Source organism: bacterium (assembly GCA_021159335.1).
Taxonomy (GTDB): domain Bacteria; phylum UBP14; class UBA6098; order B30-G16; family B30-G16; genus JAGGRZ01.
This window is the reverse complement of the sequence record JAGGRZ010000053.1, coordinates 1-26,028: the sequence shown is the minus strand read 5'-3', so window position 1 is coordinate 26,028 and position 26,028 is coordinate 1. Positions and strand designations below refer to the sequence as shown.

The 26,028-nt window shown below is 45.4% G+C and carries 20 protein-coding genes and 1 tRNA gene; 4 read left to right on the top strand and 17 right to left on the bottom strand.

Going from position 1 to position 26,028, the window contains the following annotated elements; genetic code table 11:
- Positions 1-260 (top strand): HAMP domain-containing histidine kinase (locus J7J62_03285; GenBank protein MCD6124178.1); only part of this gene is annotated, 260 nt, incomplete at its 5' end.
- 2 nt (positions 261-262) lie between these two features.
- On the opposite strand, the gene J7J62_03280 is transcribed toward J7J62_03285, so the two are convergent.
- The 8 genes from J7J62_03280 to J7J62_03245 all read right to left on the bottom strand — a co-directional run bounded on the left by J7J62_03280 (position 263) and on the right by J7J62_03245 (position 10,477).
- Positions 263-928: a DUF4159 domain-containing protein gene (locus J7J62_03280; protein MCD6124177.1), complete on the bottom strand. Its 666-nt coding sequence runs from the start codon at positions 926-928 to the stop codon at positions 263-265.
- Between the two features lie 11 nt (positions 929-939).
- A complete protein-coding gene (locus J7J62_03275) occupies positions 940-1,347 on the bottom strand; it encodes a hypothetical protein (protein MCD6124176.1) in 408 nt (135 codons plus the stop codon).
- Positions 1,348-1,442: 95 nt separating this feature from the next.
- Entirely contained in the window at positions 1,443-3,920 is a 2,478-nt protein-coding gene (locus J7J62_03270) for an endonuclease MutS2 (GenBank protein MCD6124175.1), read from the bottom strand.
- 126 nt (positions 3,921-4,046) lie between these two features.
- A complete protein-coding gene (locus tag J7J62_03265; protein MCD6124174.1) occupies positions 4,047-4,838 on the bottom strand; it encodes a DUF1573 domain-containing protein in 792 nt (263 codons plus the stop codon).
- A gap of 82 nt (positions 4,839-4,920) precedes the next feature.
- Entirely contained in the window at positions 4,921-6,336 is a 1,416-nt protein-coding gene (locus tag J7J62_03260) for a sugar transferase (protein ID MCD6124173.1), read from the bottom strand.
- A gap of 78 nt (positions 6,337-6,414) precedes the next feature.
- The gene (locus J7J62_03255; protein ID MCD6124172.1) at positions 6,415-9,576 is read right to left on the bottom strand and encodes a UvrD-helicase domain-containing protein; all 3,162 of its coding nucleotides are present in this window, start codon (positions 9,574-9,576) and stop codon (positions 6,415-6,417) included.
- Positions 9,573-10,313, bottom strand: a complete 741-nt coding sequence (gene fabG / locus J7J62_03250; protein ID MCD6124171.1) for a 3-oxoacyl-[acyl-carrier-protein] reductase — start codon at positions 10,311-10,313, stop codon at positions 9,573-9,575. The genes J7J62_03255 and fabG overlap by 4 nt, the downstream gene beginning before the upstream one ends.
- A gap of 92 nt (positions 10,314-10,405) precedes the next feature.
- Positions 10,406-10,477 (bottom strand) — tRNA-Gln (locus J7J62_03245).
- Positions 10,478-10,595: 118 nt separating this feature from the next.
- Here J7J62_03245 and J7J62_03240 point away from each other — a divergent pair.
- A complete protein-coding gene (locus J7J62_03240) occupies positions 10,596-11,951 on the top strand; it encodes an O-antigen ligase family protein (protein ID MCD6124170.1) in 1,356 nt (451 codons plus the stop codon).
- Positions 11,944-13,299: an FAD-dependent oxidoreductase gene (locus J7J62_03235; protein ID MCD6124169.1), complete on the top strand. Its 1,356-nt coding sequence runs from the start codon at positions 11,944-11,946 to the stop codon at positions 13,297-13,299. Before J7J62_03240 ends, J7J62_03235 begins: the two co-directional genes overlap by 8 nt.
- Before the next feature lie 90 nt (positions 13,300-13,389).
- On the opposite strand, the gene J7J62_03230 is transcribed toward J7J62_03235, so the two are convergent.
- The 9 genes from J7J62_03230 to J7J62_03190 all read right to left on the bottom strand — a co-directional run bounded on the left by J7J62_03230 (position 13,390) and on the right by J7J62_03190 (position 24,886).
- Positions 13,390-15,333, bottom strand: coding sequence for a V-type ATP synthase subunit I (locus J7J62_03230; GenBank protein ID MCD6124168.1), 1,944 nt, complete (start codon positions 15,331-15,333; stop codon positions 13,390-13,392).
- Positions 15,333-15,635, bottom strand: a complete 303-nt coding sequence (locus J7J62_03225; protein MCD6124167.1) for a hypothetical protein — start codon at positions 15,633-15,635, stop codon at positions 15,333-15,335. Before J7J62_03225 ends, J7J62_03230 begins: the two co-directional genes overlap by 1 nt.
- Entirely contained in the window at positions 15,635-16,045 is a 411-nt protein-coding gene (locus J7J62_03220) for a polymer-forming cytoskeletal protein (protein ID MCD6124166.1), read from the bottom strand. Before J7J62_03220 ends, J7J62_03225 begins: the two co-directional genes overlap by 1 nt.
- Positions 16,046-16,137: 92 nt before the next feature.
- Positions 16,138-16,890: a hypothetical protein gene (locus tag J7J62_03215; protein ID MCD6124165.1), complete on the bottom strand. Its 753-nt coding sequence runs from the start codon at positions 16,888-16,890 to the stop codon at positions 16,138-16,140.
- A 70-nt stretch (positions 16,891-16,960) separates the two neighbouring features.
- A complete protein-coding gene (locus J7J62_03210) occupies positions 16,961-17,815 on the bottom strand; it encodes a bifunctional 5,10-methylenetetrahydrofolate dehydrogenase/5,10-methenyltetrahydrofolate cyclohydrolase (GenBank protein ID MCD6124164.1) in 855 nt (284 codons plus the stop codon).
- A gap of 50 nt (positions 17,816-17,865) precedes the next feature.
- Positions 17,866-20,859 (bottom strand): CoB--CoM heterodisulfide reductase iron-sulfur subunit A family protein, encoded by a 2,994-nt coding sequence (locus J7J62_03205; protein ID MCD6124163.1) that lies wholly within the window; start codon positions 20,857-20,859, stop codon positions 17,866-17,868.
- 35 nt (positions 20,860-20,894) lie between these two features.
- On the bottom strand, positions 20,895-22,331 hold the full coding sequence (locus tag J7J62_03200; GenBank protein MCD6124162.1) for a transglutaminase domain-containing protein: 1,437 nt from the start codon (positions 22,329-22,331) through the stop codon (positions 20,895-20,897).
- A 78-nt stretch (positions 22,332-22,409) separates the two neighbouring features.
- Positions 22,410-24,125, bottom strand: coding sequence for an FAD-binding protein (locus J7J62_03195; GenBank protein ID MCD6124161.1), 1,716 nt, complete (start codon positions 24,123-24,125; stop codon positions 22,410-22,412).
- A gap of 17 nt (positions 24,126-24,142) precedes the next feature.
- The gene (locus J7J62_03190) at positions 24,143-24,886 is read right to left on the bottom strand and encodes a 4Fe-4S dicluster domain-containing protein (protein MCD6124160.1); all 744 of its coding nucleotides are present in this window, start codon (positions 24,884-24,886) and stop codon (positions 24,143-24,145) included.
- A 218-nt stretch (positions 24,887-25,104) separates the two neighbouring features.
- Here J7J62_03190 and J7J62_03185 point away from each other — a divergent pair, with 218 nt between their 5' ends.
- On the top strand, positions 25,105-25,938 hold the full coding sequence (locus tag J7J62_03185) for a DUF2520 domain-containing protein (protein ID MCD6124159.1): 834 nt from the start codon (positions 25,105-25,107) through the stop codon (positions 25,936-25,938).
- The last annotated feature ends 90 nt before the right edge of the window (positions 25,939-26,028 follow it).

Genomic DNA, 26,028 nt, shown 5'->3' with positions numbered 1-26,028 from the left:
AGAAAGAACACTTGATCGAGACAGATCGGCAGGAAAAGAGAAAGGCAAAAAGGATGCTCGTGCTAACCATTTTTAACACTGGTCAGCCGCTCGATAAAGAGATTGCCGAAAAAATTTTCCAGCCTTACGCAAGCCTAAAGGGAAAAGGAGCCGGAATGGGACTATTCTATGCACAGCAGGTAGTATTAGCACATAACGGAACAATCGATGTCAGGAATACCAGTAACGGTGTAGCATTCGATGTGAAAATTCCCGTTTGAGCCTAATGGGTTAAAGCATAGATAAGAATATTTGTTCCCATCTTGAGGGCTGCGAGCCTTTTTTCAGGTGGGTCACCGTGAACCGAGGGGTCATCCCAGCCATCCGCTATATCTGACTCGTAAACATAAAAAAGAACCAACCTGCCATCCACAAAAATTCCGAAACCCTGCGGCGGTTTACCGTCGTGTTCGTGTATCTTAGGGAGACCACTCGGAAAGTCATAGTAACAATGGTAAATCTCGTGCTCGAAGGGCAACTCAACGAGTTTCCTGTCTGGAAAAATTTTCTTAACTTCTCTCCTGAATGCCTTATCGAGCCCATAATCGTCATTTACGAGTAGAAAGCCGCCTGCCTCCATCCAACGGCGAAGATTGGCTGCTTCCTCATCCGTGAAATAACAATTACCGTGTCCCGTCATAAAAATGAATGGATACTTAAAAATCTCCTCGCTCGCTGGTTCGACATACTTTCCAGTAGCGAAAACATTTATTCCCGTTCGCTCTCTCACGAATTTGGCAAGATTTGGCAGTTCAGTTGGTCCATTATACCAATCGCTTCCGCCACCGAATTTCAACCTTACAAGCTCAACCCCATCTGTAGCGACTGATTCCTGAGCGTAAACGCTACCGAAAAGCAAGAAAACGAGCAGAACAACTAATATTTTCATATTTTTCGTTATCATCGGGACTTCTTAAATAATTTAGTTTTCGAGGCTTGCTTTTCAAGTTTAGCTTTCTTGCGAGCTTCCTTTTCTGCTTTAATGCGTTTTTGCCTTTCTTTCTCATACTTTTCGATTTTCTCGATAAGAATAACTATACCCTCGCGTTTCTGAAAGGCTCGCCTCAGGTCGACAAGCTCCCTAAGGTTAAAAAACCATGCGGTTATAGGCTCGAAAAACAACATCACCTGACTTGCTATCCAGTTTAAAGGTTTCACAGTCTCGAGAAACATAAGTGCTGGAACAGCCATTCCTCGCTCAGCTATCTCCTTCGCAAGTTTATCGATTGCTGCCTCTTGAGCAGGTGTTATCTCTTCGCTGAACTCCTCCTCCCAGTCAACATGCCAGAAATCAGGATCCTTGGGCATAACGCGCTCCTTAAAAATACTTCAATCATAATATAATAGTTACTAAGCTTAAGTCGAACCATTTGCGGAAAAAGCGGGAAATCAAATAAATATTCTTAGGAACTTTCTTCGTCGGCATTTTCCTGAGACTGTTCAGATGATTCTTCCTCTTCTTTCCTCATTACGACTATGGTTGCACCATCGCCGCCCATTCTTTCGTCGGGTAATCGCAGTTGAGCAACACGCGGGTCAGCATGGAGTTTATCTCTTATAGCGCGCCTCAGCACACCCTTACCTTTGCCGTGCACGATTAAAACCTGCTCCACATCAGACGCTACAGCATCATCAAGAAGTCTATCAACTTTGTCCCATGCCTCCTCAGGAGATAAACCGCGAACATCGAGCTTCTTCGGAACCACTCTCGGCTCGTAGTTTATACCACCTTCCTTTTTTCTTTGTGCTCGCTTGCGTTCATATTCGGTCTCGGTATCCACACCGCTTGAGTGTATCCTTAAAGTCATCCTACCGACGAGTATTTTCACGAAGCCCTGCTCATCAGTTCCTTCCATAACATCACCCCATTTGCGTAGCCTGTAAATGAAAACTCGTTGCCCCGGTTCAAGCTTTTTTGGCATTCCCATTCTCTGTGCGACCGCTTTCTCGGCTCGCTTAAGTCGCGCCTTTAACCGGGATATGAATTCATTAGCCTGCTTTTGCTTTTTGTAAAGCTGCGGTTTTTCGGCTATTATTTTTTCCCACTCCTCGCGAATTCTGTCTATCTCGCGTTCGACTGCTGCGGCAATGCGACTATCGCGCAAATCCTCATAAACCCGCCTAAGACGCGAAAGCTCTTTCTCTTTCTCTCTATTAGATATTATGAGCCCTTCAAGAATCTGCCTTTTAGCCTTTGCATCGGCAAGTTCCTCGGACAGCCTTCTCTTAATATCCTCCACCTCGCGGATTTTTCGCCGTAGCTGTGTCAACACATCCGACAGTGCATCACCGCCCGATGTTAGCTCCTTAGCTCTCGTAAGAATTTTTTCAGGGAAACCGAGCATCTGCGCTATCTGGGCTGCCCAACTACGCCCGGGAACACCAACAAGAAGCCTGTATGTAGGCTTCATTTTATCTTCGTCGAACTCCATCGCAGCGTTAACGACATCGTCCCTTTTAGCTGCCAGTCCGAGAAGACCACCAATGTGGGTGTTAACTATAGTCGTGGCGCCTTTCTCGATAAGGTGTTCAAGAAGAGCCCATGCTAACGGAAGACTTTCCTGAGGGTCAGTCGCGCTTCCAAGCTCGTCAAAAAGAACGAGAGAATTTTCATCTGCCTGTTCAGCCGCCTGCTTGTAATGCAGGATGTGGCTTGCGAAAGACGATATGCTCGACTCTACTGATTGTTCGTCGCCTATGTCGGCAAAAAATTTCGTGAAAACTGGTATTATAGTTTTGCTTTGAGCTGGCACAGGAAGTCCACACATGCCCATCAAAATCACGAGTCCGATAGTTTTTAGAGCTACCGTTTTGCCGCCCATGTTGGGTCCCGTTATTATTACGCATCGCGTTTTCGGGGAAAGCTCAATGTCGAGAGGAACCACATTGTCCTTGCCAAGTTCAAGGTGCAGGAGAGGGTGTCTCGCCTCAACTATCTTTACAGGACCATCGGGAATAACGGTCGGCATGTTTGCGTCGATGGTATCGGCGAATTTTGCTATAGCCGCCGCGAAGTCAAGCTCATGAAGGATTTTTAGGTTGTTAAGAAGCTTTTCAGCGTATGCAGCAACGATTTCCGAGAGTGTTCGCAGGATTCTTGTCCGCTCCTGCTTCGCTTCAAGCTCTATTTCTCGAAGTTGATTGTTCAGCGGCACCACCTCAAGGGGCTCCACAAACAACGTTGCGCCAGTAGCCGAGCGGTCATGAATAACCCCGGGAAGATGTGACTTGTGCTCCGCTTTGAGCGGAAGAACGAACCTCTCATTCCTAAGCGTGATCAACTGCTCCTGCCAAAAATCCGCATACTTCTCGTCCTCGAGCATCGACTGAAGTTTAACCTGAAGCTTGTCGTGAATCACTTTCCGCTCTGCCTTAAGCTGCGTCAACCTTTCCGATGCCTCCTCCACGAAAACTCCCGGCGGAGCAATAAAGCGGTCTATATTTCTGTGCACAGCAGTGGTTTCTGAAAGCCCGTCAAGCATCGAACGCAACCTTGGATATCTGTCTCTGTCCCGGGCAAGTTTCATTACTCTATGCGTTAATCTGCTTAATTTCGATATTTCCCATAGCTCTTCTTCGGTGAGGACACCTTCCTTGGTGGCTTTAACTATGAAATCCTGTGGGTCGCCGAGTCCCGTCAAATCGGGTTGACCCGATGTGTTAAGAAGGTTTCTTACCTCAGAAATTAGTTCCTGCTGCGCTTTGATAGCCTCTGGGTCTGAAAGCGGTTTTATCCCGCGAACTCGCCGTTTGGCAGTCTCTGATTCGCAGAATGTCTCGATCCGTTGTATTATTTTCCCGAACTCGAGCACCTCAAGCGTGTGCGCGAGTGGGTCAATCAACGACTCGATGGCTGGTATTTTGATATTTTCTTCGCCCATCGTGGTAAAATAAAAATGGGCGGTCAACCCGCCCAAAGCATTTTTTACACAAACTATACAAAATGCTCAAAACCAAACTTAATCCTGCCTTGACGCGCCGATTTTCAAATACCTTCGCCTCGCCCGTTATCTCCCGCCGCCTACAGCCGGGATGGTAAACCTAATCACCTCTTTATTGTTTGAATCGTAAGCAGCTATCGTTATAGAGGCTTGAATCGGCATGTTCATATCGTAATTCGGAACGAGCTGAACGGTAAGCTTGGTCGACTTTTTCTTCTTGAGGTTCTTTGATTTAAGAACAGGTTTCTCGAAAACTTTGTCCGTATAGTCGACGACCTCGAGTTTAAGATTTTTATCTGAAAGGTTCTTTATTTTCACAGTTAATTTGGTTTTGAAATCGTTGCCTTTGCCGAAGTCGAGATATAGCGGGTCAGGAACAACTCTTATGCCCTTCTCCTTGTTAAACCAATCGGCGGTGTCGAAATTGGTTGTGAATGTTAGAGATGCCAATCTTCTCGTGGGGTCATTGGACATTACTCTTATGGACTTCCTCGTTCTGTGCCTGTATCCTCTGGTGCGGAAATATGCCGTAAGCTTCGTTCTTTCGCCCGGAGCAAGTATTCTTTTTTCGAGCGGTGCAGCTGTGCAGCCGCATGTGGGTCTCACGCCTTTTATCACAAGCGTGTCCTCGCCTATATTTCTAATCTCATATGTGTGAACCAATCTAAAATTGCCAGGAACACAATAACCAAAATCAAAACTCCTTGAATCGAAATCTATTCGCGCCTTGGAAAGCGAATCCGGCATCGGAACTTGCCGAGTCGCTGGCTGTCTCGGTTGCTGCTGAGTTTGGAGCTGCGCAAAAGCTATCGTTAATAAAATTAATGCCGCAACAGTTACAGTAACCACTCCTCGCATAATAATACCTCCTTGTAATTATAAGAACTTTCCATAATAAAAAATCGAATATAGTTGTCAAGATATTTTTGGCGAAAGTTTTCTAATAAGCTCCTTTTCCGCTCAAGACAGCTGGTATGGTTTTTAGAAGAATTTTTATGTCAAGCCATATGGACCAGTGTTCGATGTAGTAAATATCGAGTTGCACCATCTGAGAGAATGGCAAATCGGAACGCCCTGAAACCTGCCAAAGACCCGTCATGCCCGGCGTAACATCGATTCTTCTTAATTGCCATTCCTCGTATTCTTTCACCTCTCTCTCGAGGGGTGGTCTCGGTCCCACGAGTGACATCTGCCCGAGAAGAACATTGATAAGCTGGGGAAGTTCGTCCAGCGAGTATCTGCGTAAAAACTTACCTACAGGTGTTATTCGGGGGTCATCCTTGATTTTAAAAATCGGTCCTTCCACTTCGTTTTTGGCAAGATATTCCTCAAGCCTCTTTTCAGCATCTTCATACATAGAGCGGAACTTAAGCATAATAAACTTGCGTCCGTTTCGCCCTATGCGTTCCTGCTTGAAAAACACGGGTCCCTTGCTGGTAACTTTTATAAGCAAAGCGATCAATCCGAAAAGAGGTGACAAAACAACAAGCATTACCAACGAAACCACTATATCCATTATCCGCTTCAGTGTGCGTTGCCACCCCTTTAAGGCAAGGTCTTTGAATGCTATAACCCTTAGTTCACCTGATTGTTCTATCGAAACTCGTCCTTTAAGAAGATGCCAGAACTTCGGCACCAGACTGAATTGAACCTGTTCCTTTCGACATTCGTAGATTATTTTCAGGATCGTCTGTTCGTCCACCTGTGGACTTGCCAGTATCACCTCATCGTATTGTCCGCTTATGAGGATTTCGCGAAGATTCTCGAGTTCGCCAAGATATGGAAGGTCAGCGGTGCACCTTTCTCCACGAATCGAAACCATTCCGACCAAGCCGGCAGCTGAAAGCCTATCCTTGCTGATGCTATCTATTATCTGTTGAGCAAAGTTATCGCAACCTATAATAATTTTTCTTGCAACGCCTATTTTCCTAAGCACCATCTTTCTCAGAATAGATTTTACGGCTTGCTTGTACGCGAAGCAGAGTATAGCCGATGTTCCCGCACCCGTAATCATGACGAGCCTTGAATAGAAGTATCCCCGGTATGTGAACGCCAGCGCCATAGGCAGTATCATTGCCAGTATCGACGCCCATATTACTCTTAATCCCTCGCGCCAGAAATTTACCGAAAAATCTGGGTTATGAAGTCCTCTTGCTCTGTAGACTATAGCCCAAAATGCTGCAACGATTATTATCGGAATGTGGTATTTAGGGAACGGCTGAAAGTCCACGACCTCAAACAGCCCGGAGCGGAATCTTAGCCACCACGCGAAGGAAAAACCAGCTATAGGGAGCAAAAGATAACCGAGCCAGATTATCTGTTTTGCTGCTCTTTCAGCGCTTCTTCGCAGAACCATTTCGCACCACCATAGAAATTGTATGTGTCGTATTGCTTACCGCAAGCTCAAAGGAGGTTCAAGACCAATCCGAATTACTCAAAAGGTGTTTGTATCAATCATCTCCTCCAAATTTTTCATAATATTTTCATCAAATTCAACTTCGACAGACTCTATTTCATCGCCAATGAACAGTAGGTAGGTTTTAACCTCATTCGGGTTTATACCGAGCTCCGAAGCCAGCGCGAGACGATAAAAGTTAACTTGCGTTTTGTAGAAAAGTTCTTTATCGGGATTTCGCCCCCCGGTCTTGTAATCCCATATCATAGGGGGTGAGAATACGACCACATCGGCAACTCCATTTACGACCAAATTCCCCGACCTCAAAACGAGCTGAACTTCCTTCTTATTATTGCTCTTTGAGAGAATTTCGTGCCACTCCGAATTAAAAAACCTCATGAGAACTGGATAGATAGACTTTTCTCCTATTTTTTCCGCAATAGCTTTTAAGCTCTCCGCACTATCGAACGGCGCCAGCGATAACGCCTGATGAACCAGTCTCCCCCAGTTTAAACTACCACTTTCCATCTCATAATGAAACTCTTCGTCAAACCGAATCCCCGTTACTATCTGCGCAGCCTGTCGGGCAGAAAGCATTATCAGAGATTTTCTCGGCACTGGTTCACGAGCCAACGACCAGTAAGCCGGGATGTGCGCCGGTCGTGGCTCCGAAATAGGCTCAAAAAGCGGTGGGAGGTCCTCGTAATCGAGAAACTGATAATCTTGCTCTGATATGACACCTTCCTTAACTGGATTTTCGAAAAACCACTTGTAGTAAGTGTTATTATTCTTGCAAATAATGGCCAGATGGTCTTTAGCGCGAGTTAACGCAACATAAAACAACCTTTTTTCCTCAGCGTCTGCTTTGGCAGTGCTTATGCTTTTGGCACGATTAAGTATTGGATTATCGAGCTTCTTGATTTTGGGAAACACGACTCCTTCCAATTCAGGGCACAAGTAAACTTTATCATCCTTTTTCCCATGCGATTCGACCACCACCACAAAAGGCGCCTCAAGTCCTTTTGCGGAATGAATTGTACTTACTCTAACCGCATCCAAAGTTTTCAACGGTTTAGCGTAACCAACCTGCCCGATTTGCGCAATGTTCTCAAGATATTCCACAATGTCGCTCAACGACTCACCACCTGAAGAAACGCTTTTGACCATTCCCAAAAGTTTCATTATATTCTCAAAAGCTGTATCGCCTGTGGTCGCCGAAAGGGCAGCAATAAATCCGTAGCCAAAAAGAAATTCATCAAGAATTTTATCGGGGGGCAGTTTATCTACCTTATCAATAAGGGCAGACAAAATTTTATACGCCCTGCAAAGTGGGTCAAATCTTTCGTCCTGCGCATTTTGCGCATAAATTTTGAGCCTCATCCAAAGCGATTTCTCATTAATTCCGAGCTTATCCGTTATCTCCCCGGGTTTCAAGCCAAACGCATTCGATGTTAAAAGCAAAAACAAAGCGCCGTTGTTCTCGAACGGGTTCAAAAGAAATTGCATGAGGCTAAGGATTGTCTTTACTTCCTCCGTGTCGAAAAAACCTCTTTCCACCAGCGGAACCGCCGCTATTCCCGCCTGACGCAGCTCTTTTATTATGTTGAAAACTACATCGCCCTTTCGCGTAAGGACCATTATATCACCAGGCTGCAACCTGCGTGCTTGTTGGCTATCCTCATCCACGACAAAAATTTCTCGTTCACCGCTGAGCAAAGAAAGAACATACCGCGCAGCAAGCTGGTATTCTTTAAAAGGGCAGTTTTTTGGATACGGGATTATCTCAAAGATTGGCTCTATCGCGCTCTCACGCCTTGAAACCAGTTCCTGATGTCTTGGCTCGTATTGATTCTCAGAGGGGTTGAACAAAACGCTGAAAATTTTATTAAGCCTATCCTCAAGAAGTCCTTTAGATGTTCTATAGTTTTCCGCAAGTTCCACAGGTTCGAAACCTTTTTCGGTCGCGAATTTTTCACCTTTGCGCATCGTTTCTACCTCGGCGCCGCGAAACCAGTAAATTGATTGCTTCTCATCACCCACCATAAGGCCACCCTTGCAGCGCGCGAAAAACCAGTGCAAAATATCCCACTGAAGCGGTGAAATGTCCTGAAATTCATCAACAAGAAGCTGATGAGGAACTATATCATCAACAATCTCATCGCCCATGCTGTAGACGAGTTCCCTCGTCAGAATTAAAAGGTCCGCATAATCAAGGGTTGATGCCTTATCCCTGCCACGCCATACAAAATCCTCGAATTCAAGGTAAAGTTTCGCAAGGTTAACGCAGGCATAAGCATAGTCATCTATCAGCTCGTAGTTCGCCAGAGATATGATGTTAGTTTTCAATTCTTTTACCCTTTTTATTAAGCCTTTTTTAACTGGGTCTTTGTAACTGCCGGATAGTTTAAACTCTTCAATTTTAGAAATATCAGTTTCCTCTAATGGGAATTTGCTTTCAGCTATGACCGACGCCAGCTCTCGGGCGTTAGCAATTGCCCTGCCATCGAAGCTCTCAAGTTCGGTCGCAACTTTTTTCGCTTCTTCCTTAATTTGATTGAACCAGCTTATACAAAGCTTCTTCCATGCATTTCCAAGCTCTGCTGGATTGGACTCCGCAAGGATTTTTATGTGGGTTATGTATTTACTGCGATTAACGAATATTTTGAATATCGTTTCCCTCAAATCTTGCAGAGCCTCGTTCCTTATGAAGAAAAACACGATATCTCGCAAGTCTTCCCTGCGTTTCAGCGAATCCTCAAGAAAATCCCTCACGAGCTCTTCTATGGGTAGTGCCTGCGGTGATACATCGAATCCCGGTGTCAGCCCTGCTTTAAACGGGTAGCGTGCGAGAATTCCACGGCAAAGCGAGTGAATAGTCGAAATTTGCGCTTTATCAAACGATTTATAAGCATTATACCATGTGAGCGCTTGGGTATCTCTCCAGAGGGAATAAAGCATTTCGCCAATGCGAGCGACCATCTCAGCGGTGGCTTTCTCGGTAAAGGTTACGGCAAAAATTCTCGTTACGGCTTCTTCGGGGGGTATGCCACAAGCGATAAGGTCCGCGAGGACATTAACAAAGCGACAAGCTAAAATGCGAGTTTTGCCAGTGCCTGCTCCTGCCCTCACGAATGTGAATCCGGATGCTTTTGCTGCGGCAGCCTGACTTTTATTAAGTTTTTCAGGGCAAATGTTTTTCACATCGCCATACCACCATCAACTCTTATTATCTCTCCTGTTATGTAATCGCTTTCGGGGGAACACAAAAACACCACCACATTCGCGACATCATCAGGTGACCCCGGATATCCGAGCGGTGTGTTATTAATAAAAGTATTTTTCACATCTTCTGGCAGACCTTTAGTCATGTCGGTCTCTATGAAACCCGGTGCTACGGCGTTGCATCTTATACCTTTCTTGGCAAACTCCTTAGCCACACTTTTCGTGAATCCAAGTAAGCCAGCTTTCGACGCCGAATAGTTAGCCTGTCCTGCATTACCAAAAATCCCCACCACCGACGAAATATTGACTATTTTACCGTATTTATTTCGCATCATCGGGCGGACCACAGCTTTAGTGAAGAGAAATGCACCTTTAAGATTAACCCTCATCACAGCGTCCCAGTCCTCGGGGGTCATTCTCAAAATTAAATTGTCCTTCGTTATACCGGCGTTGTTAACGAGAATATCAATTTTTCCCCATAGTTTGTTTATCTGCTCCACCGTCTGGTTCACCTGTTCCCAATCGCTCACATCACAAAGGAAATACTTTGCCGTGCCCCCGTTTTTTTCGATCTCCTCCAACCTTGCTTTCAGGTCATTCTCGTTTATGTCCACCAACGCTACTTTGGCGCCGTTCTCAGCAAGTTTTCTGGCTATAGCAGCGCCGATACCTCTTCCCGCACCAGTAACGATTGCTACTCTTTCGGAAAGTTTCATATTGCCTCTCCTTTCAAAAGTTTCTTTTAGAGGAAATTTGCTCACAAAATCGAGATGGGTCAATAAGTTTTGTGGTCAAGCTCAATAAAAAACTGGGGGACAGGGACTCGAACCCCGACTAGCGGATCCAGAGTCCGCCGTCCTGCCAATTAGACGATCCCCCAGTGCATTTCTAATTTTATTTTGCGCAAAACCTTTGTCAAGACCAAAGTAGTGGTAAAGTTCTGCCATGCTAATTATCAAAATCCTTTCGAACGGTTTTTTAACCATTATTTTATCAATGTGACCAAAACGATGGACAACATCCGCGATTGGGCTTTTGCGATTTTTCTCGGGGCTGTTTTCGGACTAATGGTTTACAAACACTGGGCGTTGCCCATTGGACTCGCTTTCTCACTCATTCTGATACTTTTCGTGCTTAGATTTCCCTATTTCGCTATCGTAATGCCTTTCTACGGTGTGTTTTTCACTCGCTCACTGCATGTTGCAGCCGGGATAAACTACAACTTGCTTTCTTGGTTTCTCCTTGTGGTATTCTATGCTTTTGCCGTGCTCGTCATCCTTCACAGAAGGCCAAACATAATAGATTTTACCCCAAATGCCGCAGTATGGATATCCACAGTTTTCCTTTGTATATACATCATGTATGCACTGCTCGCCAAATACCCCGTTCCCTGGTCTTACAAGGCGGTGGGACATCTTATAATTCTCGATTTCATCCCACTTATCGTGCTCACGATGATACTTACTGACCACACTGAATTCGAGAAAATAGCTTTAGCTTACATAGCTACTATAACAGTAATAATTTTAATATCCATTTTCAAATACAGAGTCGTTGCCCCGTCATTCTTGCAGCGTTTTAACCTTGTCCAAGGACCACCAACGAGCTACGGCAGGTCGCTTGCAGTGGGCGGAATTTTCTCAATCTGGCTTTTCAACCGATATAAAAAAGTGCTTATTAAAGCTTTCGCAATTCTCATTTTCGCTGGATGTATTTATTTTCTTCTAAAAACTGGCACCAGAGGGTCATTAGGGGGATTTGTTATTGGATTCGTCATTTACTTTTTGCTGCTCAAAATCCCGTGGTGGAAAAAAATTTTAGCTGCATTAGTATTTGCAGGAATAATAATAGTTTACTTCAAGTCGGGAGTCGCGGCAACGATGGTCATGCGTATCAAATCAGCCATAAAAGGATTGGAAGTAGCCACCATAACTCGAATATACCTCTACAAAATCGCTATAGAACATATAAAGCAAAGTCCATGGATAGGAGTAGGGGTAGGGGGTTACCATAATCTTGTAACTCATCTGCTATATTATAACTACTATCCGCACAACATGCCCCTTGAGGTCTGGGTTGAACTCGGCATAATAGGACTCGTTACTTACGCATCACTCGTCATATTGACGCTTGTGAGGGGTGTTAAAATCGTTATCAATTACTTTCGAACTGCAAACCCAAAATACGAAATGGGACTTCTACTGTTTGTGCTCTTCATTTTCGGACTTGCAGTATCCCAAATAAGCGGGAATATTCCCTGGAATTATCATTTCTGGTATTCGTTAGCATTGGTTAACGCGTATTATGTGCTAATAAGAAGAGAAACAAAAAATGCGAGGGTTCAAAATGGATAAGAAAGTAAATCTTCTCGTGGTAGGTGGTGGCGCGGCAGGAATGAGCATAGCTGCTGCCGCAAAAAGAGCTCAGCCTGAATGGAATGTAACAGTAATAGAAGCAGGTGAATGGATATCATTCGGGGCATGCGGCATTCCATATTATATAGACGGTCGGGTCAAAAGTATAGATGATCTTGTCGTTTTAACTCCCGAAGACGCCCAAAAGAAGAAGGGAGTAAATGCTCTGGTAAAGCACATCGTTGAGGATGTCGATGTTAACGCCCATAGAGCTTTGGTACACGATATAGAGGGTGATAGAACTCTCGTATTCGAGTACGAAAAGCTTGCCATAGCCACTGGCGCAAAGCCGATAATACCATCAATTCAAGGAACTAATTCAGAGGGAGTTTTTTCCATAAGGTCACTCTATGATGCAATAAAAATTAGGCGGTTCATAGAGGAAAACTCACCTAAAGAGGCTGTCATAATAGGCGCCGGATTCGTTGGGATGGAAATGGCGGAATCTTTGACCATGCTCGGAATCAAGGTAACGGTAATAGAGCTTCTGCCGACAGTCTTGGGACTTTACGACTCTCAAATGCGGGATGCCGTCATATCAGAAGGAAAAGACAACGGAGTCGACTTCAAACTGGAAGAACGGGTCTCAGCAATAGAAACTAAAAACGGTAAGGTATCAGCTGTGCACACCGACAAGGGCGATTACAAAGCCGACATTGTTATAATGTCAGTAGGGATACGACCCAATGTCGAGCTTGCTCGCAAAATAGGGCTTGAACTGGGTGCTGGCGGAGCTATCTATGTAGACCTTAAAGGTGCGACAAGTCGGCCGAACATTTTCGCAGCAGGAGACTGCGCGCAAATAAGAGACCTGATAACGGGTAATTGGATTTGGGTGCCTTTGGGAACCACCGCCAACCGACAGGGAAGAGCAATAGGATATACCATAGCAGGGAAATCAACGCCGTTCAGGGGAATAGTCCGTTCCGCGGTAACAAAATTCTTCACACTCGGAATTCAGGTTGTGGGTATGCCGAAAGAGGAGGGCACAAAGTTGGGTTGGAAGCTGGTCGAGACAACGATAAAGTCATCATCGCACACACACTATTATCCTGGCGCGAAAACAAGCTGGACCCATCTTTATGCCGACGCGACCACACTGAGAATCCTCGGGGGACAGTATGTCGGACCAGCGGAATCGGTCAAGCGTTTCGATGTGATCGTCGCTGCAGTCTCCAACAGAATGACCGCCGAAGACCTTGCATACATGAACATACCTTATGCGCCACCCGTGGGAACGGTGTGGGACCCGATAAATATCGCGGCATCAAAGCTCATTAAATCCTGATAGGCGAAAGAATCAACGGGGACCCCGAAAACTTAAAGCTTATCGCAAAAAACTAAACATTGGGTAATATAAACGGGTTGGAAGGAAAATTCATATTACTTCGAGTCGCTTATACTTTCTTCTGAACGGTTCAAAGTTTCGCCCGCCCGCTTCGTAGAATTTACTGAAGAACTCGACAAACTGCAACCTTGCGGGGTGCACGAACGCTCCGAGCGCAGAGAAAATTGAATAAAACAGATGGCCACCGATTAGAACCAATATTCCCACGATGAAAAGCGCACCTTTCATTTTGGTGGTCAGGTCAGTTATAACACCGGCTACTATGCTCGTGGAAAGCCCAAGCGCCGTTATCCTTACAAAAGACAGAATGTCCGAGAACAATCCTATGATACCGTATAAGCCATCGAATGCAAGAGCTTTGCCTATAGATTGAGCTATAGAATAACCCGCCAGCGGACCGATAATACTATGACCCAGAACTATTCCCGCAGCACCCAATTTTATAAGACTAACTCCGGCAACGCCCCAGCCAGGAACTTTATCAGGCACAACATAGTGGATAAGGAAAAGTCCCAGTCCAACAGTTTCCACCACCCAGGCTATGTTTACAAAAACTCCGTGGAACTTTCTCATAAAACTTTTTGCCTGCTTAACAGCGACATAAAGCGAGAGCAAAAAACCAACCGAAAGCTGCACGGCGCCGAAGGCTATCGAAATAGCGAAGAAAAGCATGATATCATTTAGTGGGTCAAATAATTTTAACTTTAACGCGAAAGCTGCAAGCCCAGTCGCCTCTGATGGCTCGGGAAGTGCTATTCCAAAATAGCTTCCGGTTATTATTCCAGCGCCGATAGTGGCTATTCCCACATACAGTATCATGCGCAGAAATTTTCTCGTTCCGGGAGCTTTAAACTTCATTAGCCCGGCGAGCGCGATGAGAGTCAATATTAATCCGTATCCCGCGTCTGTGAGGCAAAGCGCAAAATATATGGCAAAAAATGGGGCAATAAACGGGGTAGGGTCAACCATTCCCTTCACCGGACGACCGTAAAGGTCGGTTACGACTTCAAAGGGTTCAATAAGCCTCGGATTTTTCAATGCGACAGGCGGGTCGTCCTCGGGCAAAACGGGAAGCTCCAAAACCTCAACCGTCTCAAATGTAGCCTCAAGTTTTCTTTTCAGCTTCTCAAACCTTTGTTTCGGAACCCATCCCTGAATGGCGAATGTCATGTCGGTTTTAAGCGCGGTGGAAAGCGCGTTATACTGCGCAATAGTCTGCTCAAGTGAATCGGCAGCAGCCCATAGCGACGGCACGAAATCACCGTATCCTCGCACGCTCGATGTTATCTCCGAAAGCTTCTGCTCAAGCTCCGAAAGCTTTTGCTCAAGTTTTTTTATTTCGTTTGCCGCGGTATCCACAAACTCTCGTGGCTCCCACCTCGCAAACTCGTATCGAGTAAGTATCTGTTCTACATCCTTCGCCGCATCCTTGTGAAAAACAACGATAAGGTGAGCGCCCTCATGAGTAATACTCACAAGATTGAAGTAAGCGAGTTCGTTTTCCTCAAGTTTTTCCGCAAGCTCATCAAGCCGCCTTTGAGGAACCGTACCCGCTATTATCCTCGTGTAATTTGTCTCGCCTATGTCCTTTAACGGCAATGGACAGCTTTTCCATGGTTGAAGTGATTCAATTTTACTTTTTATTCGGTTGGCTTCCGATGAAAGTCTATCCCGTTCATCTTTTAGCTTCTCCAGTTCCGAAAGAATTTTGTCTATATCGCACTTTTTTATAAGGTTCTCAACTTGTTTGGGAGAAAGAATAGGCTTGGGCGGCTTACGCTCAAGGTTCTCCACGACAAATTTAGCTGCGCTGTCGAGACGCGAAAGTTTCGTCTCGAGGTCTGATACATCCATATCGGGTGGATTTATCGGTTCCACATGGACGACACTTTCCTGCTGCAAAGCCTCGACTATAGCGTTCCAGTCGGGTTTGTATCCAATTATCCCGACCTTTTTCATCGGAACTACAGCCATCACAGCTCCTTCAGTACCATGTCCACAAGCTTCTCGCTAAGTTTATCGAATCTCTTACTAAGCTCCTCGATGGTCTTTTTAGTCTGTGCCTCAATTTCGTTTATCTTGCCTTCCGCAGCTTTAATCCCCTCTTTGGTGGCTTCGTTAAGCTTTTCCTTTATCAATTGCTCGAGTTTCTCCTTCTCAGCCTCTATTTTGGCTTTCGTTTCCGCAACCATTTTTTTCGCTTCCGCCTCCGCCTTGGCGATTCTTTCCGCTGCTTGCTTTTCCGCTTCTTTAATCTTCTCTATTTCTCTTTCCATTAACGCTCCTTCTCCTGACTTTCGGTTGGTTCCGTCAAAATGGGCTTCTTACCCTTGCCCATTATACTTGATCCGTGAAAGTATGCTCCCTCTTCAATAACGAGCGAGCTTGACGAAATATTCCCCTCAACCTTGGCAGTGCTGGCAAGATATACCTGTTCCTTAGCATTTATGTCGCCTTTAACCGAACCCGCAATGTGAGCAGTATTGCAGTTTATCGTTGGCGAGATTATTACACCTTTTTTCCCCACGGTTAGATGCCCTGTCGTGGTTAGCTTACCCTCGAGCCTGCCGTCAATCCTTATGCTCCCCTTAACGCTAAGCTCGCCCGAAAACACCGAACCTTCCCCTATCAACGAGTCGAGGTTCTCGTCAGGGTCGTTGTTCTTTTTGCTACCAAGAATACCCATACAACTCTCCCCATGGATTTAGATATTTAAATTATCCAATCATTTTTAAGTTCAAAGAAATTTTTTGGCAGGATTTTGAGGAATTTCTCGCATTAGACTGTTATTCGCTTCAGTTCTTCCTCGAGTTCATCTATTTCGGGATTTGGCTTTGCTTTTGCAAGAAGGTCCCATCGGTTTTTGAAAACGGCATACTTGCTTGATGTATTACCCCGTCGACCTTTCTCTCTATGATAATCGGTTTTCAGCGTTATAAGCGAAAGATGCTTTATTTCGTCGTGAGGTATAATGTAAAATGTATGCGTGCCATCGTAATCGAGGATAAAAATGCAGTAATCAACTGGCTTTGCAGGAACGGCGAACCTGTAATATATGCTTGGTGGATGGTTTTTGGGGATGTGATAAATAGTTTGCGTGCTCGTCCCTGATATTGCGCATTTATGTCCATTTATAAATACTTCAAGAGCACCGCTCCGTTTGCGCCGTATGCATACCCTGTATCCCATCTTCTCGGCAAGTTCCTTGACCACTGCGATGTAGGCGACTTTTTTGGCGCTGCGGGGTTTATTTCTCTCGAGCAACTGCTTTTCAAGTTCTTTAAGGTCGCAGCAGATTTTGAGTTGCTCAAGCTTTTTTGTTAGCTGACGCTTCTTCTGAATAACACTGTATCCCTTATCGAAAAAGGACCTGAACAGTCCCGCTGTGTTCTGCCTTGAGAATCCGAAGTGTTTACCTATTTCCTCAAGTGTAGCAAGATTTTCGACCATCTCTTTGAATTTCTTGAATCCGCCCTTATCCTTGTACTTCTTATCGAAGCGCTCTATCTTTTTTTCTCTGCTCATTTTCATTTCTTGCCGCGCCTCCTTCAAAATTTATTGAACAAAGTGCTTATGAATAATTAAAATTCCAAAATCGATATTAAGCAAGTTTTTTTCGTAATTCGAAAGCTTTGGCAAGATTTTTTATCAGGTAAGCAGTGGTTACAGCGCCAACCCCACCAGGGACAGGTGTTATCGCTGCTGCCTTCATACTGACTTCCTCAAAGTCAACATCACCAACGAGTTTGCCGTTAACGAAATTTATCCCGACATCTATCACAATAACGCCATCGGAAACCATTTCTCGTTTTATAAGTCCTGCTTTTCCCGCTGCTGATATGATTATTTCAGCATTTTTAAGTGAATCTTGCAACTCTTTTGTTCTTGAATGGCATACAGTTAATGTTGCATTACCATAGTCATTCTTCCAAAGGAGCATAACCGAAAGCGGAAGACCAACGGTAAGGCTTCTACCGATAAGCGTAATGCGTTTTCCAGCAGTTTTTATCCCATAAAATCGCAAAAGCTCCACGACAGCTCCAGCCGTTGCAGGAACAAAAATAGGATTGCCCGCCATAAGTCTCCCCAAGGAATCGTAGCGCTGGCAATCGATGTCCGAAATAGGGGGGATAAGTTCCGCAAGCTGCCAGAAATTTATGTGTTTCGGCACTGGACGCTCTATTATTATACCGTCCGGGTTCAGCGACTCTATCGCATCTCCAATTTTTTCCTGTGCTTCATTTTCTGTTATCTCATCGGACAACTCGAGGAGCTCAAACTCGAAACCAAGAGCGCTAAGCTTTTTGCTTTTAGAGCGAACATACTGTTTGCTCGCTTCGTCACCGCCGATCATCACAGAAAGAAGTTTGGGCACACCTTTATACTTTTCCGCAATGATTCTGGACTCCTCGTAAAGTTTTTCTGCGACTGGCTTTCCCTTCAATACTTTGTCCATAGGGAACTTTCCTCGACTTGATAAATAGTATTATTAAAGGATGCTTTGTTCTAATCAGCCAATGCCTCAATTATCTGGGCGAAAACAGCATTTTTGTCCCTTTCGATAATTACTGTAGCTTCCGATGGGCAGGCTGTTGCGCAGGCACCGCATCCCATACAGCTCTCAGCGTTAACATAAACCTTATGCTTGACTTCGTCGAATACTCTTGCGTCATATTCGCACGCATCAATGCAATACTGGCACCCTACACACGCTCTTTCCCGAACATAGGCGATGCGACTTCTATTCGGCAATGACTCAACGATAGCGTATTTTGCCGCCTGAATCGCTGCCGCTCTGCCGTCCATAATGGCTTCCTCAGCCCTCATAGGCATCCTGCAGGACCCCGCAACGAAAATCCCTGCAACCTTCGTTTCCTGGGGAGAAAACTTTGGGTCAAGTCCGTTAAGGAAACCATCCTGCGAGCCAATCTTTTCAAGAATGCTTTTAGGGGGATGAGGGTCGAGACCAGTTTGAAGAACTACATAATCAGGCTGTATCTGTAAGTCGGCGCCTATTATCGGGTCATACGCTATAACTTTTACCGCCTCATCCTCAACAATCACCTCGGGTTCCTTGTCAGGGGTATATCTGACGAACAATACTCCTAAATCTCTTGCCTTGAGATAGTCGAGTTCGTTGTGCCCATAAGTTACTATATCTCTGTTAAGGACCCAAATCCGCGCGCTGGGATTCTTCTCCTTTATTTTTATGGCAAGCTCCATAGTTTTCTCGCAGCAAATCCTGTTACACCAAGGTCTGTAATCATTTCTGCTATCCGCACACTGGATGAAAACCACCTCGGCGGGTTTTTCCTTTACCAGAACTCCTCTTTCGAACTCATCCCATAACAGGACCTTCGGGCTTTTGCCATATCCGAATTTTTCGGTTTTATGTGCGTCAGCGCCAACCGCCACAATAACCGCACCAGCGATTATTTTTCTTATCGTGCCACCCTCCGAGCTAATAGCAACTTTAAACTCACCCGCTGAACCCTGTATGTCAACCACCGTTGACTTAATTATTATCTCTACATCCTTATTTTCTTTGAGTTCACTGATTAGCTTGCTCAAATACTCACCAATAGTCGTGCTTCCCAGCTTCCCCAGTCCATCGATGTTCACGCCACCGACTTTATCTGCAGATTCTACTACCGTTACTGGAACGCCAAACTTGATTAGAGTTGACGCAGCACTAAGTCCGGCGAGTCCACCACCGATAACGACCACTCTTCTTTTCGGCTTTTTAGGTTCAGGTGGCATATACAGGAAATCTTTCCTTCTTCCATGTGTTATTCTCGCGATCTCCATCGCAATCTGCTTCAAAACAAACTCTGTCCTCACCTTATCGGAAACTGTATTGACGCTTGTGAGAACATCCACCATAGTAACATGTGGCGGATTGTCGCTCGCCTCGTTTGCTTTATCAATCAATTTGACAAGATGCGTATAAGGCTGACACGCTGCCACCACTACTTCCTCGAACTCATTGCCCCCTACGAATTCGCCGAATTTCTTCAGCCCATCGGCAAGACATAAAGCATCAACTTGAATTACCTTCTCTACCCCTTCCTTTTCCAGAAGTCTTGATTCCACCGAAGTGAGGTCAATTTTCCCAGCGATAAAGTCCTTACATCGGCAAAGCACAACTCCTATCTTCCCGTTTTTCGGGTGGTTTTGCTTCACAGTCGGGAGAGTTACATTATCTGTTATTCCGAGTTTCTCCGCTATTTCAGCTGCTGCCGCTGATGCCTCGGTGACTGCGTCTGCAATGTCCTTGGGGGAGACAAAAGAACCGGCTGCGAAAATATTTTTCGATGTAGTCTCCCATGAACCGGCTTTGGGAAGCTCAGCGAATCCCCATTCATCCGTTTTCACACCACAGGATTCAGCAAGCTTAAGAACATTAGGCGTCACCACCTGCCCAACTGAGAGCACAATCAGGTCAAAAAACTCAGTTATTCTTTTACCCTCATCATTCTCATAGGCTATCTTCAGTTTTTTAGTCGGCTCGTCAAAGTAAACTTTTGGCACGCGACACCGTGTAAATTCAATTCCTTTCTCCTCCGTTTCCATTTCATAATGATAATAGCCCTTCCCAAAAGCCCTTATATCCATGAAGAAAATTTTGACCTTAGCATTTGGAAGCAGTTCCCTTATTGTTCGCGCTTCTTTCATTGCATACATGCAGCACGCTGACGAGCAATATGGATGCTCCTGCGTTCTCGACCCAACACACTGTATGAATGCAACGCTTTCGGGCTCTTTACCGTCGGAGGGTCTAACTAATTTGCCGAAATTAGGACCAGCGGGCGAATAGAGACGCTCAAGCTCTATTGATGTCACGACATCGGGGAAAATTTTGTATCCGTATTCCGTCATCTCGGTGGGCAAAAATTCCTCGAATCCAGGAGTAAGAAGAATAGCGTCGAATTCTCGCATCTCCTCAGCATCATCACCAATAGTAATGGCGTTTGTTGGACAAACTTTGGCGCATTCGCCGCATTTTGTGCATGCTGAGTCATCAATGGTATAAAGTGAAAAGAGAGCCTGTGGCGACGCCCGATCTATTGCTTTTCTCTTCGTAAGGAAGCCATTGAACTCGTCCTCAATCTCGACGGGGCAAACTTTTGCACATTCCCCGCAGCCGATACAAAGAGATGAGTCCACAAATAATCCCTTGCGGCGCAGGGTAACCGCTTTTTTGCCGTTCTTTTTGTCCTCAGCCTTTACCAAAGTTGTATCCCTGAGCACCTCAACTCCGGGGAATACGAAATCTTTTCTCAAGCAAAATTCACCGGCAGGAAAACCTGTTATTCTTGGTTGCATTCTACATATCCCGCACGCATCGGTGGGAAATTGCTTGTCGAGTTGCATTAATGTCCCACCGGTGTACGTTTTTGCTTCAATAACGGTAACATTGATGCCAGCGGTCGCGAGGTCATAGGCAGCTCTCATTCCTGCGACCCCGGAGCCAACTATAAGCACTTTCTTCTCAGACATTTTTGCCCCCAGTTCTCGCCAAGGGAATTAACAAACTACTTTGCTCTTATTATATTTATCTGTCCAGCGCCTATTTTGCTCGCACCTTCTGTAAGCGTTATGTGCAGCGCTGAAAAACCTATATCCTCGCCTGTTGATGGGTCAACTGGTTTCCAACCCGGCTGTGGTCCTGCCCAAAGCTCAACCCAATAGTGAGGCATGAAAACTCCATCGAAAAAGTATAGCCCACCTACCACACGAGCTGGTATTCCCTTTGCGCGAAGCACAGCGCATAAAATCCGAGCCTTGGCAAGCGAGTTGCCTTTAACCGCTTTTAGCGCCGTTTCTACATCGCTTATGTCAGCGTCAAAACCGATGTGGTCCGCAACCCATCTATTAGCATGTTTGGCGAATTCCCATATGGTTAGGTCATCAAACTGAGATGCTATTTTCTTTATCAGTTCATTATCTTTAGGAATTGCTTCAGTTTTCCTCACATACTTGGTAAGCACCTTAGGTTTGTCCTTTAACTGCTCTAGTTTCCAGCTATTGCGCCCTCTATATTCTTTGGTTTCTATTTCTACCTCTCCTGTAAGTCTTCCGTTAGCATACTTACCCTTAAACCTTTGCCAGCCGAGTTTGTAGTGAAGATTACCCTCAACTTCAATATTTACTTTCGCGCGCAGATATCGAATCGAAAGCGGATTTTTTATGCTTTTCTCCACTTTTATGCCCTCAAGCTTTTTTAACTTAAGCGCCTCACCGACTATCTTGCCAAGTGATTTTATCTTTAACTGAGCCGTATCGGGACATTGAGGCGTGTATTTGGCTACGAATTTTTGGGAAGGTATCTCTATCCTGTAAACTCTGGCATTTGAAGTGTCAACCCAGACATTAACCACCATAGCCCCTATTGTGAAAATTACTTTCTTCGAGGGTATTCCGTCCACATCGCTGAGCTGGGAAGGTGTTGCGGTAAGAGTTAATACTGACATCTCGTCAGTGGAGAAAACTTTAAATTCTTGTGGTTCGGTTTTGTTTATCTTAACGAGCTTCGTTATTAACGCCCAGTGCGCAACATTCCTTTTACCAAGGATGAACAGTTTTTCAGGCGCCTGAATTGAGTAAGTCTGATTTTTGCTTCGTCTCCAGAACTTCACCTTTCCATCCTCATATGACACAAACATCGAATCCTCATCGTCAGCGCGCGTAAAACTTATGAACCTCATTATTGGTTCGAGTTCTGCTTTATGGCGCATTCGCTTTATAACCGAATCTTTAACAACCATTCGCCAACCGGAAAGCTCCCAACCGTTCTCAACGACTTTGAGCATGTAGAACTCTACTCCTATTGGCTTGCCATCCTCGCTTATCGTATAACATCCAACTTCAGGAGGGAATTGCGATATGTCCACAGGCTGGCTCAAAACATTAGATGTTAAAAAGAGCGAAAACACTATTGTGATAATTGTTACAGCCACAGATTTTCTCATCATAGCACTCCGTTTTCAACAAGTTTTCAACAATGTTGATAATTCCCTGTTCAAACAGTTGAAAAAGTTTAAGAACTATTATCGCAAATTGCCGAAATATTGGGTTGTTAACTGCTTCTTTTTAACATGAGGCGGAGTATAATCGGGAAGCAGCACTGGGCTTACCCGATCTGGTGGTATGTCATCGAATTGAGCCAGCTCCTGCTCATACTCGTAAACATGTTGGAGTGATGGTTTGCCCCAATCGCGGAAAACTTCTTTAGCATATATAGCAGCCGATGTCCCGCTGCGCCTGCCGTAAACCACGACATCGAGGAGTGAATTGCCCATAAGTCTGTTGGTACCGTGAACACCGCCGGAAACCTCGCCGCCAGCGAAAAGCCCCGGAACATTAGTGGAACCATCAACTTTAATCGCAAGCCCACCGTTCTGATAGTGAAGTGTCGGATAAACAAGTATCGGCTCTTTCGTTATGTCTATCCCGAACCTGTTGAACATTCTCACCATAGCTGGAAGTTTACGCTGGATGGTTCCTTCGCCGTAAAGAAGGTCTATGAGGGGGGCATCAAGCCAAACACCACGCATGCCCGTTGGCGTTACGACACCCTTTCCACGCCCCCCTTTCTCCACAGGGGCGCATTCTCGTATTATCGCCGCTGATTCAATATCCCTTGGTTCAAGCGGAAAAACGAATTTTTCGCCGTCGGCGTTAACCACATCAGCCCCCGACCCGCGGACTTTCTCCGTAATAAGAAGCCCTACTATTTGCTCTGGGAAGGCAGCTCCTGTAGGGTGATACTGGACTGCTCCAAGGTATCGTATAGGAACTCCCGCTCTGTAACCCATAACTAATCCATCACCCGTAGCACCGTAGTGGTTAGTCGTGGGAAACCCCTGAATGTGAAGTCTACCGAATCCGCCCGTGGCAAGAACCGTCGCTTTCGCGTGGATTATATGATACTCCTCGGTCTCCATGTTATATGTTATGGCTCCTATGCATTCTCCGCGGTCGTTAAGGATCAGTTCTATAGCCGATGAAAATTCGATAATCTGAATATCTTCGGGGTGGTTTCTGACCTCATCTCTAAGAACCCTCATAATGCCTGCGCCGGAGTAGTCTCTGCACGAATGCATCCTCATTCTCGATGTTCCGCCACCGTGCTGAACCATCATAGTGCCGTCAGGATACTTGTCGAACATAACGCCCAGTTCCTCAAGCCACGCAATAGTTTTTGGTGCATCTGTAACAAGCGCTTCCACGAGGTCAGGGTCGTTCATAAAATGTCCTCCGCCGATAACATCGAGATAATGTATTGCAGGCGAGTCTACAGGAGTTACAGCCGCCTGAATTCCGCCCTGCGCCATCATTGTGTTGGCATCACCGATTCGAAGCTTGGTAGTCATTATTACTTTTGCGCCGTTTTCGCGCGCCATTAATGCAGCCGCCGATGCTGCACCGCCACCACCTATAACCAAAACATCGGTAACATAATCTGGCTCGTTAATAAGCTTTGTGAATTCATCGAATCGGCTCCATATTCGCGAGTGTGCCTCGAAAATGTCGGCTACCTCATGGTTAAGCCTTTCGCCCTTTGAGGGACCGACCCTTAGCGCTCGCTTCTGCTCATCAATGTAGTCAGGGTGAAATTTCCTGAGAAGCTCCTCAGCCTCGTCGGGCTTTAACTTCTCGAATCTGTATCCTCTTTTCGCCTCCTCAAGCCTCTTTGGTCGAGTCTCCTCGACCTTCCTTATCGACCTAAGCATCGATTCGGAATAAAGCGGATGATATTCCATGATTTTCCCCCTATGATTTACGCCGTCTTGTTGTAAAACGGCGGCTTTATTTCCTCGTTCCAATCCAACTTATTATCCTTAAGCTCAACACCCGGGTCGCCCTCGCGAGGTCTGGTTTCATAAAGTTTCTTAAGACTTTCGCGGTCGAGAGACTTTAGCCACTTTATCTCCGCATCATACTTGCCTTCCTCAACTTCTTTTATTCTTTCGCGGAGCTGTTTTGAACGTGGCACTATGTGATAGTTGTAAACCCTTCTCACAAGAATCGAAACATTAAAGTGCACTATCTCAGCGGGGCATCTTGAAGCGCAAAGTCCGCACATGACACAATCGAACGAAAGGTCAGCAGCCTTTTCGATGTTCCCGTGAAGGGTCTCCTGAATTATGTCCATAACCTCAAGGTCCTGAGGGCACACTTTCGTGCAACTATTGCATGCAACACACCTTGCTATCTCAGGATAGTAAGCCATTATGCCCTCAGCGGTGGGCGGAACTTTAGTTATGTCGTATGTTCGCTTTACAGCAGGGTAGAACGGAATTTGGGTTAACCACATGTTGGGTTCGATAACTGTCTGGCATGCAAGCCCTACCTTAAGCTTGTAGCTGTCGGGTGTTCTGTAAACCGTGGAGCAGGCTCCACAGAAACCCGCACGACAACCAACCCCTCGCTTCAACTGATAACCAGCGTATTCGAGTGCCTTAAGGATGGTAAGGCTTTTGGGCACGAGATACTTTTTGCCCATTATGTAAATCGGAACCATCTCGGCACCGACTTCTTCTTTGGTTTTCTCCTCAGCCTCTGTGGTAGGATTATTTTTTAGCTCTTTTTCTGCCATATGAGCCTCCCTGAAAATTACTAAAGATAATAATTTTTTCGAATCATTATGTCAAATGATTTTGGGAGAAAATTTGATTGATTGTAAATTAACGCCAACAAAGGTTTTGAGCTAATCGTGAGGGTGGGTATATTTAAGATACTATGAAGGTGTTATGGAAACAGCTCGGCATAGGCATTATAGGTGCGGGTCGTATAGGCGCGAATTTAGCCTACTGGCTCTCGAAAGCAGGATGGCGCATAAAAGGCGTAATCTCCAAAAATAACGAATCAGCCGCTAAAGTTGCAAAGTTAATACCCACAGGTGTTTACAATTCGCTCACGCAGTTGCTCCAAAAGTGCGATGTAGCGATAATAGCCGTGCCAGACAGAGTTATTTTCGACATACTCGAGGAGATTTGCGACCACGAGCGCACAAAGGTAAAAACGATTATTCACACCGCAGGCGTTTTGCCAGCGACAATAATAAAACTTGCCGGGCTTGACTATGCCTATGCTTCGCTCCATCCCATGGCAAGCATATCAGGTCTCGATACGAAAAAAAATCCCTTCGCCAATATCTTCTTCGACATAGATGGCAACGATTTTGGCGTGTCTCTTGCGTCTGAACTCGCCAAAAGCCTTGGCGGAGAACCAGTAGTAATATCCTCGGATACTAAAGCGCTTTGCCATTGTGCAGATGTATTCGCCGCGAACTTCGTTTTCGCCTGCGCCGATGTTGCGCTGAAATTTTTCTCCAAGGCGGGAATATCGGAACCACTGGCAAGGAAAATGGTAAAAGGGCTGGTGGAAAGCGCATTGAGAAACCTTTTCGCCCTCGGCAGCCCGGAAGGGCTCACCGGTCCAGCAAAAAGGGGAGACATAAACACGATATTAATCCACAGCTTTGCTATTGAGGATGAGGAATTGAGGGCAGTTTACGATGCTTTTACGGATTATTTGCTTAGGTTGAGTAGGGGGGAGGGGAACAAAATTTAAAAACAAAAAATTTTTACTTGACAAGTAAAAAACAATAAATTTATTAGTCATGTAGCCACGAGGAGGTGAAAACCGTACCAAGGGTACGGA

Excerpts from the sequence above, each read along its gene's own strand:
- J7J62_03280 (MCD6124177.1), bottom strand. The coding sequence starts at position 928 with ATGAAAATATTAGTTGTTCTGCTCGTTTTCTTGCTTTTCGGTAGCGTT.
- J7J62_03275 (MCD6124176.1), bottom strand. The coding sequence starts at position 1,347 with ATGCCCAAGGATCCTGATTTCTGGCATGTTGACTGGGAGGAGGAGTTC.
- J7J62_03270 (MCD6124175.1), bottom strand. The coding sequence starts at position 3,920 with ATGGGCGAAGAAAATATCAAAATACCAGCCATCGAGTCGTTGATTGAC.
- J7J62_03265 (MCD6124174.1), bottom strand. The coding sequence starts at position 4,838 with ATGCGAGGAGTGGTTACTGTAACTGTTGCGGCATTAATTTTATTAACG.
- J7J62_03260 (MCD6124173.1), bottom strand. The coding sequence starts at position 6,336 with ATGGTTCTGCGAAGAAGCGCTGAAAGAGCAGCAAAACAGATAATCTGG.
- fabG (MCD6124171.1), bottom strand. The coding sequence starts at position 10,313 with ATGAAACTTTCCGAAAGAGTAGCAATCGTTACTGGTGCGGGAAGAGGT.
- J7J62_03235 (MCD6124169.1), top strand. The coding sequence starts at position 11,944 with ATGGATAAGAAAGTAAATCTTCTCGTGGTAGGTGGTGGCGCGGCAGGA.
- J7J62_03230 (MCD6124168.1), bottom strand. The coding sequence starts at position 15,333 with ATGGCTGTAGTTCCGATGAAAAAGGTCGGGATAATTGGATACAAACCC.
- J7J62_03225 (MCD6124167.1), bottom strand. The coding sequence starts at position 15,635 with ATGGAAAGAGAAATAGAGAAGATTAAAGAAGCGGAAAAGCAAGCAGCG.
- J7J62_03220 (MCD6124166.1), bottom strand. The coding sequence starts at position 16,045 with ATGGGTATTCTTGGTAGCAAAAAGAACAACGACCCTGACGAGAACCTC.
- J7J62_03215 (MCD6124165.1), bottom strand. The coding sequence starts at position 16,890 with ATGAAAATGAGCAGAGAAAAAAAGATAGAGCGCTTCGATAAGAAGTAC.
- J7J62_03210 (MCD6124164.1), bottom strand. The coding sequence starts at position 17,815 with ATGGACAAAGTATTGAAGGGAAAGCCAGTCGCAGAAAAACTTTACGAG.
- J7J62_03205 (MCD6124163.1), bottom strand. The coding sequence starts at position 20,859 with ATGTCTGAGAAGAAAGTGCTTATAGTTGGCTCCGGGGTCGCAGGAATG.
- J7J62_03200 (MCD6124162.1), bottom strand. The coding sequence starts at position 22,331 with ATGAGAAAATCTGTGGCTGTAACAATTATCACAATAGTGTTTTCGCTC.
- J7J62_03195 (MCD6124161.1), bottom strand. The coding sequence starts at position 24,125 with ATGGAATATCATCCGCTTTATTCCGAATCGATGCTTAGGTCGATAAGG.
- J7J62_03190 (MCD6124160.1), bottom strand. The coding sequence starts at position 24,886 with ATGGTTCCGATTTACATAATGGGCAAAAAGTATCTCGTGCCCAAAAGC.
- J7J62_03185 (MCD6124159.1), top strand. The coding sequence starts at position 25,105 with ATGAAGGTGTTATGGAAACAGCTCGGCATAGGCATTATAGGTGCGGGT.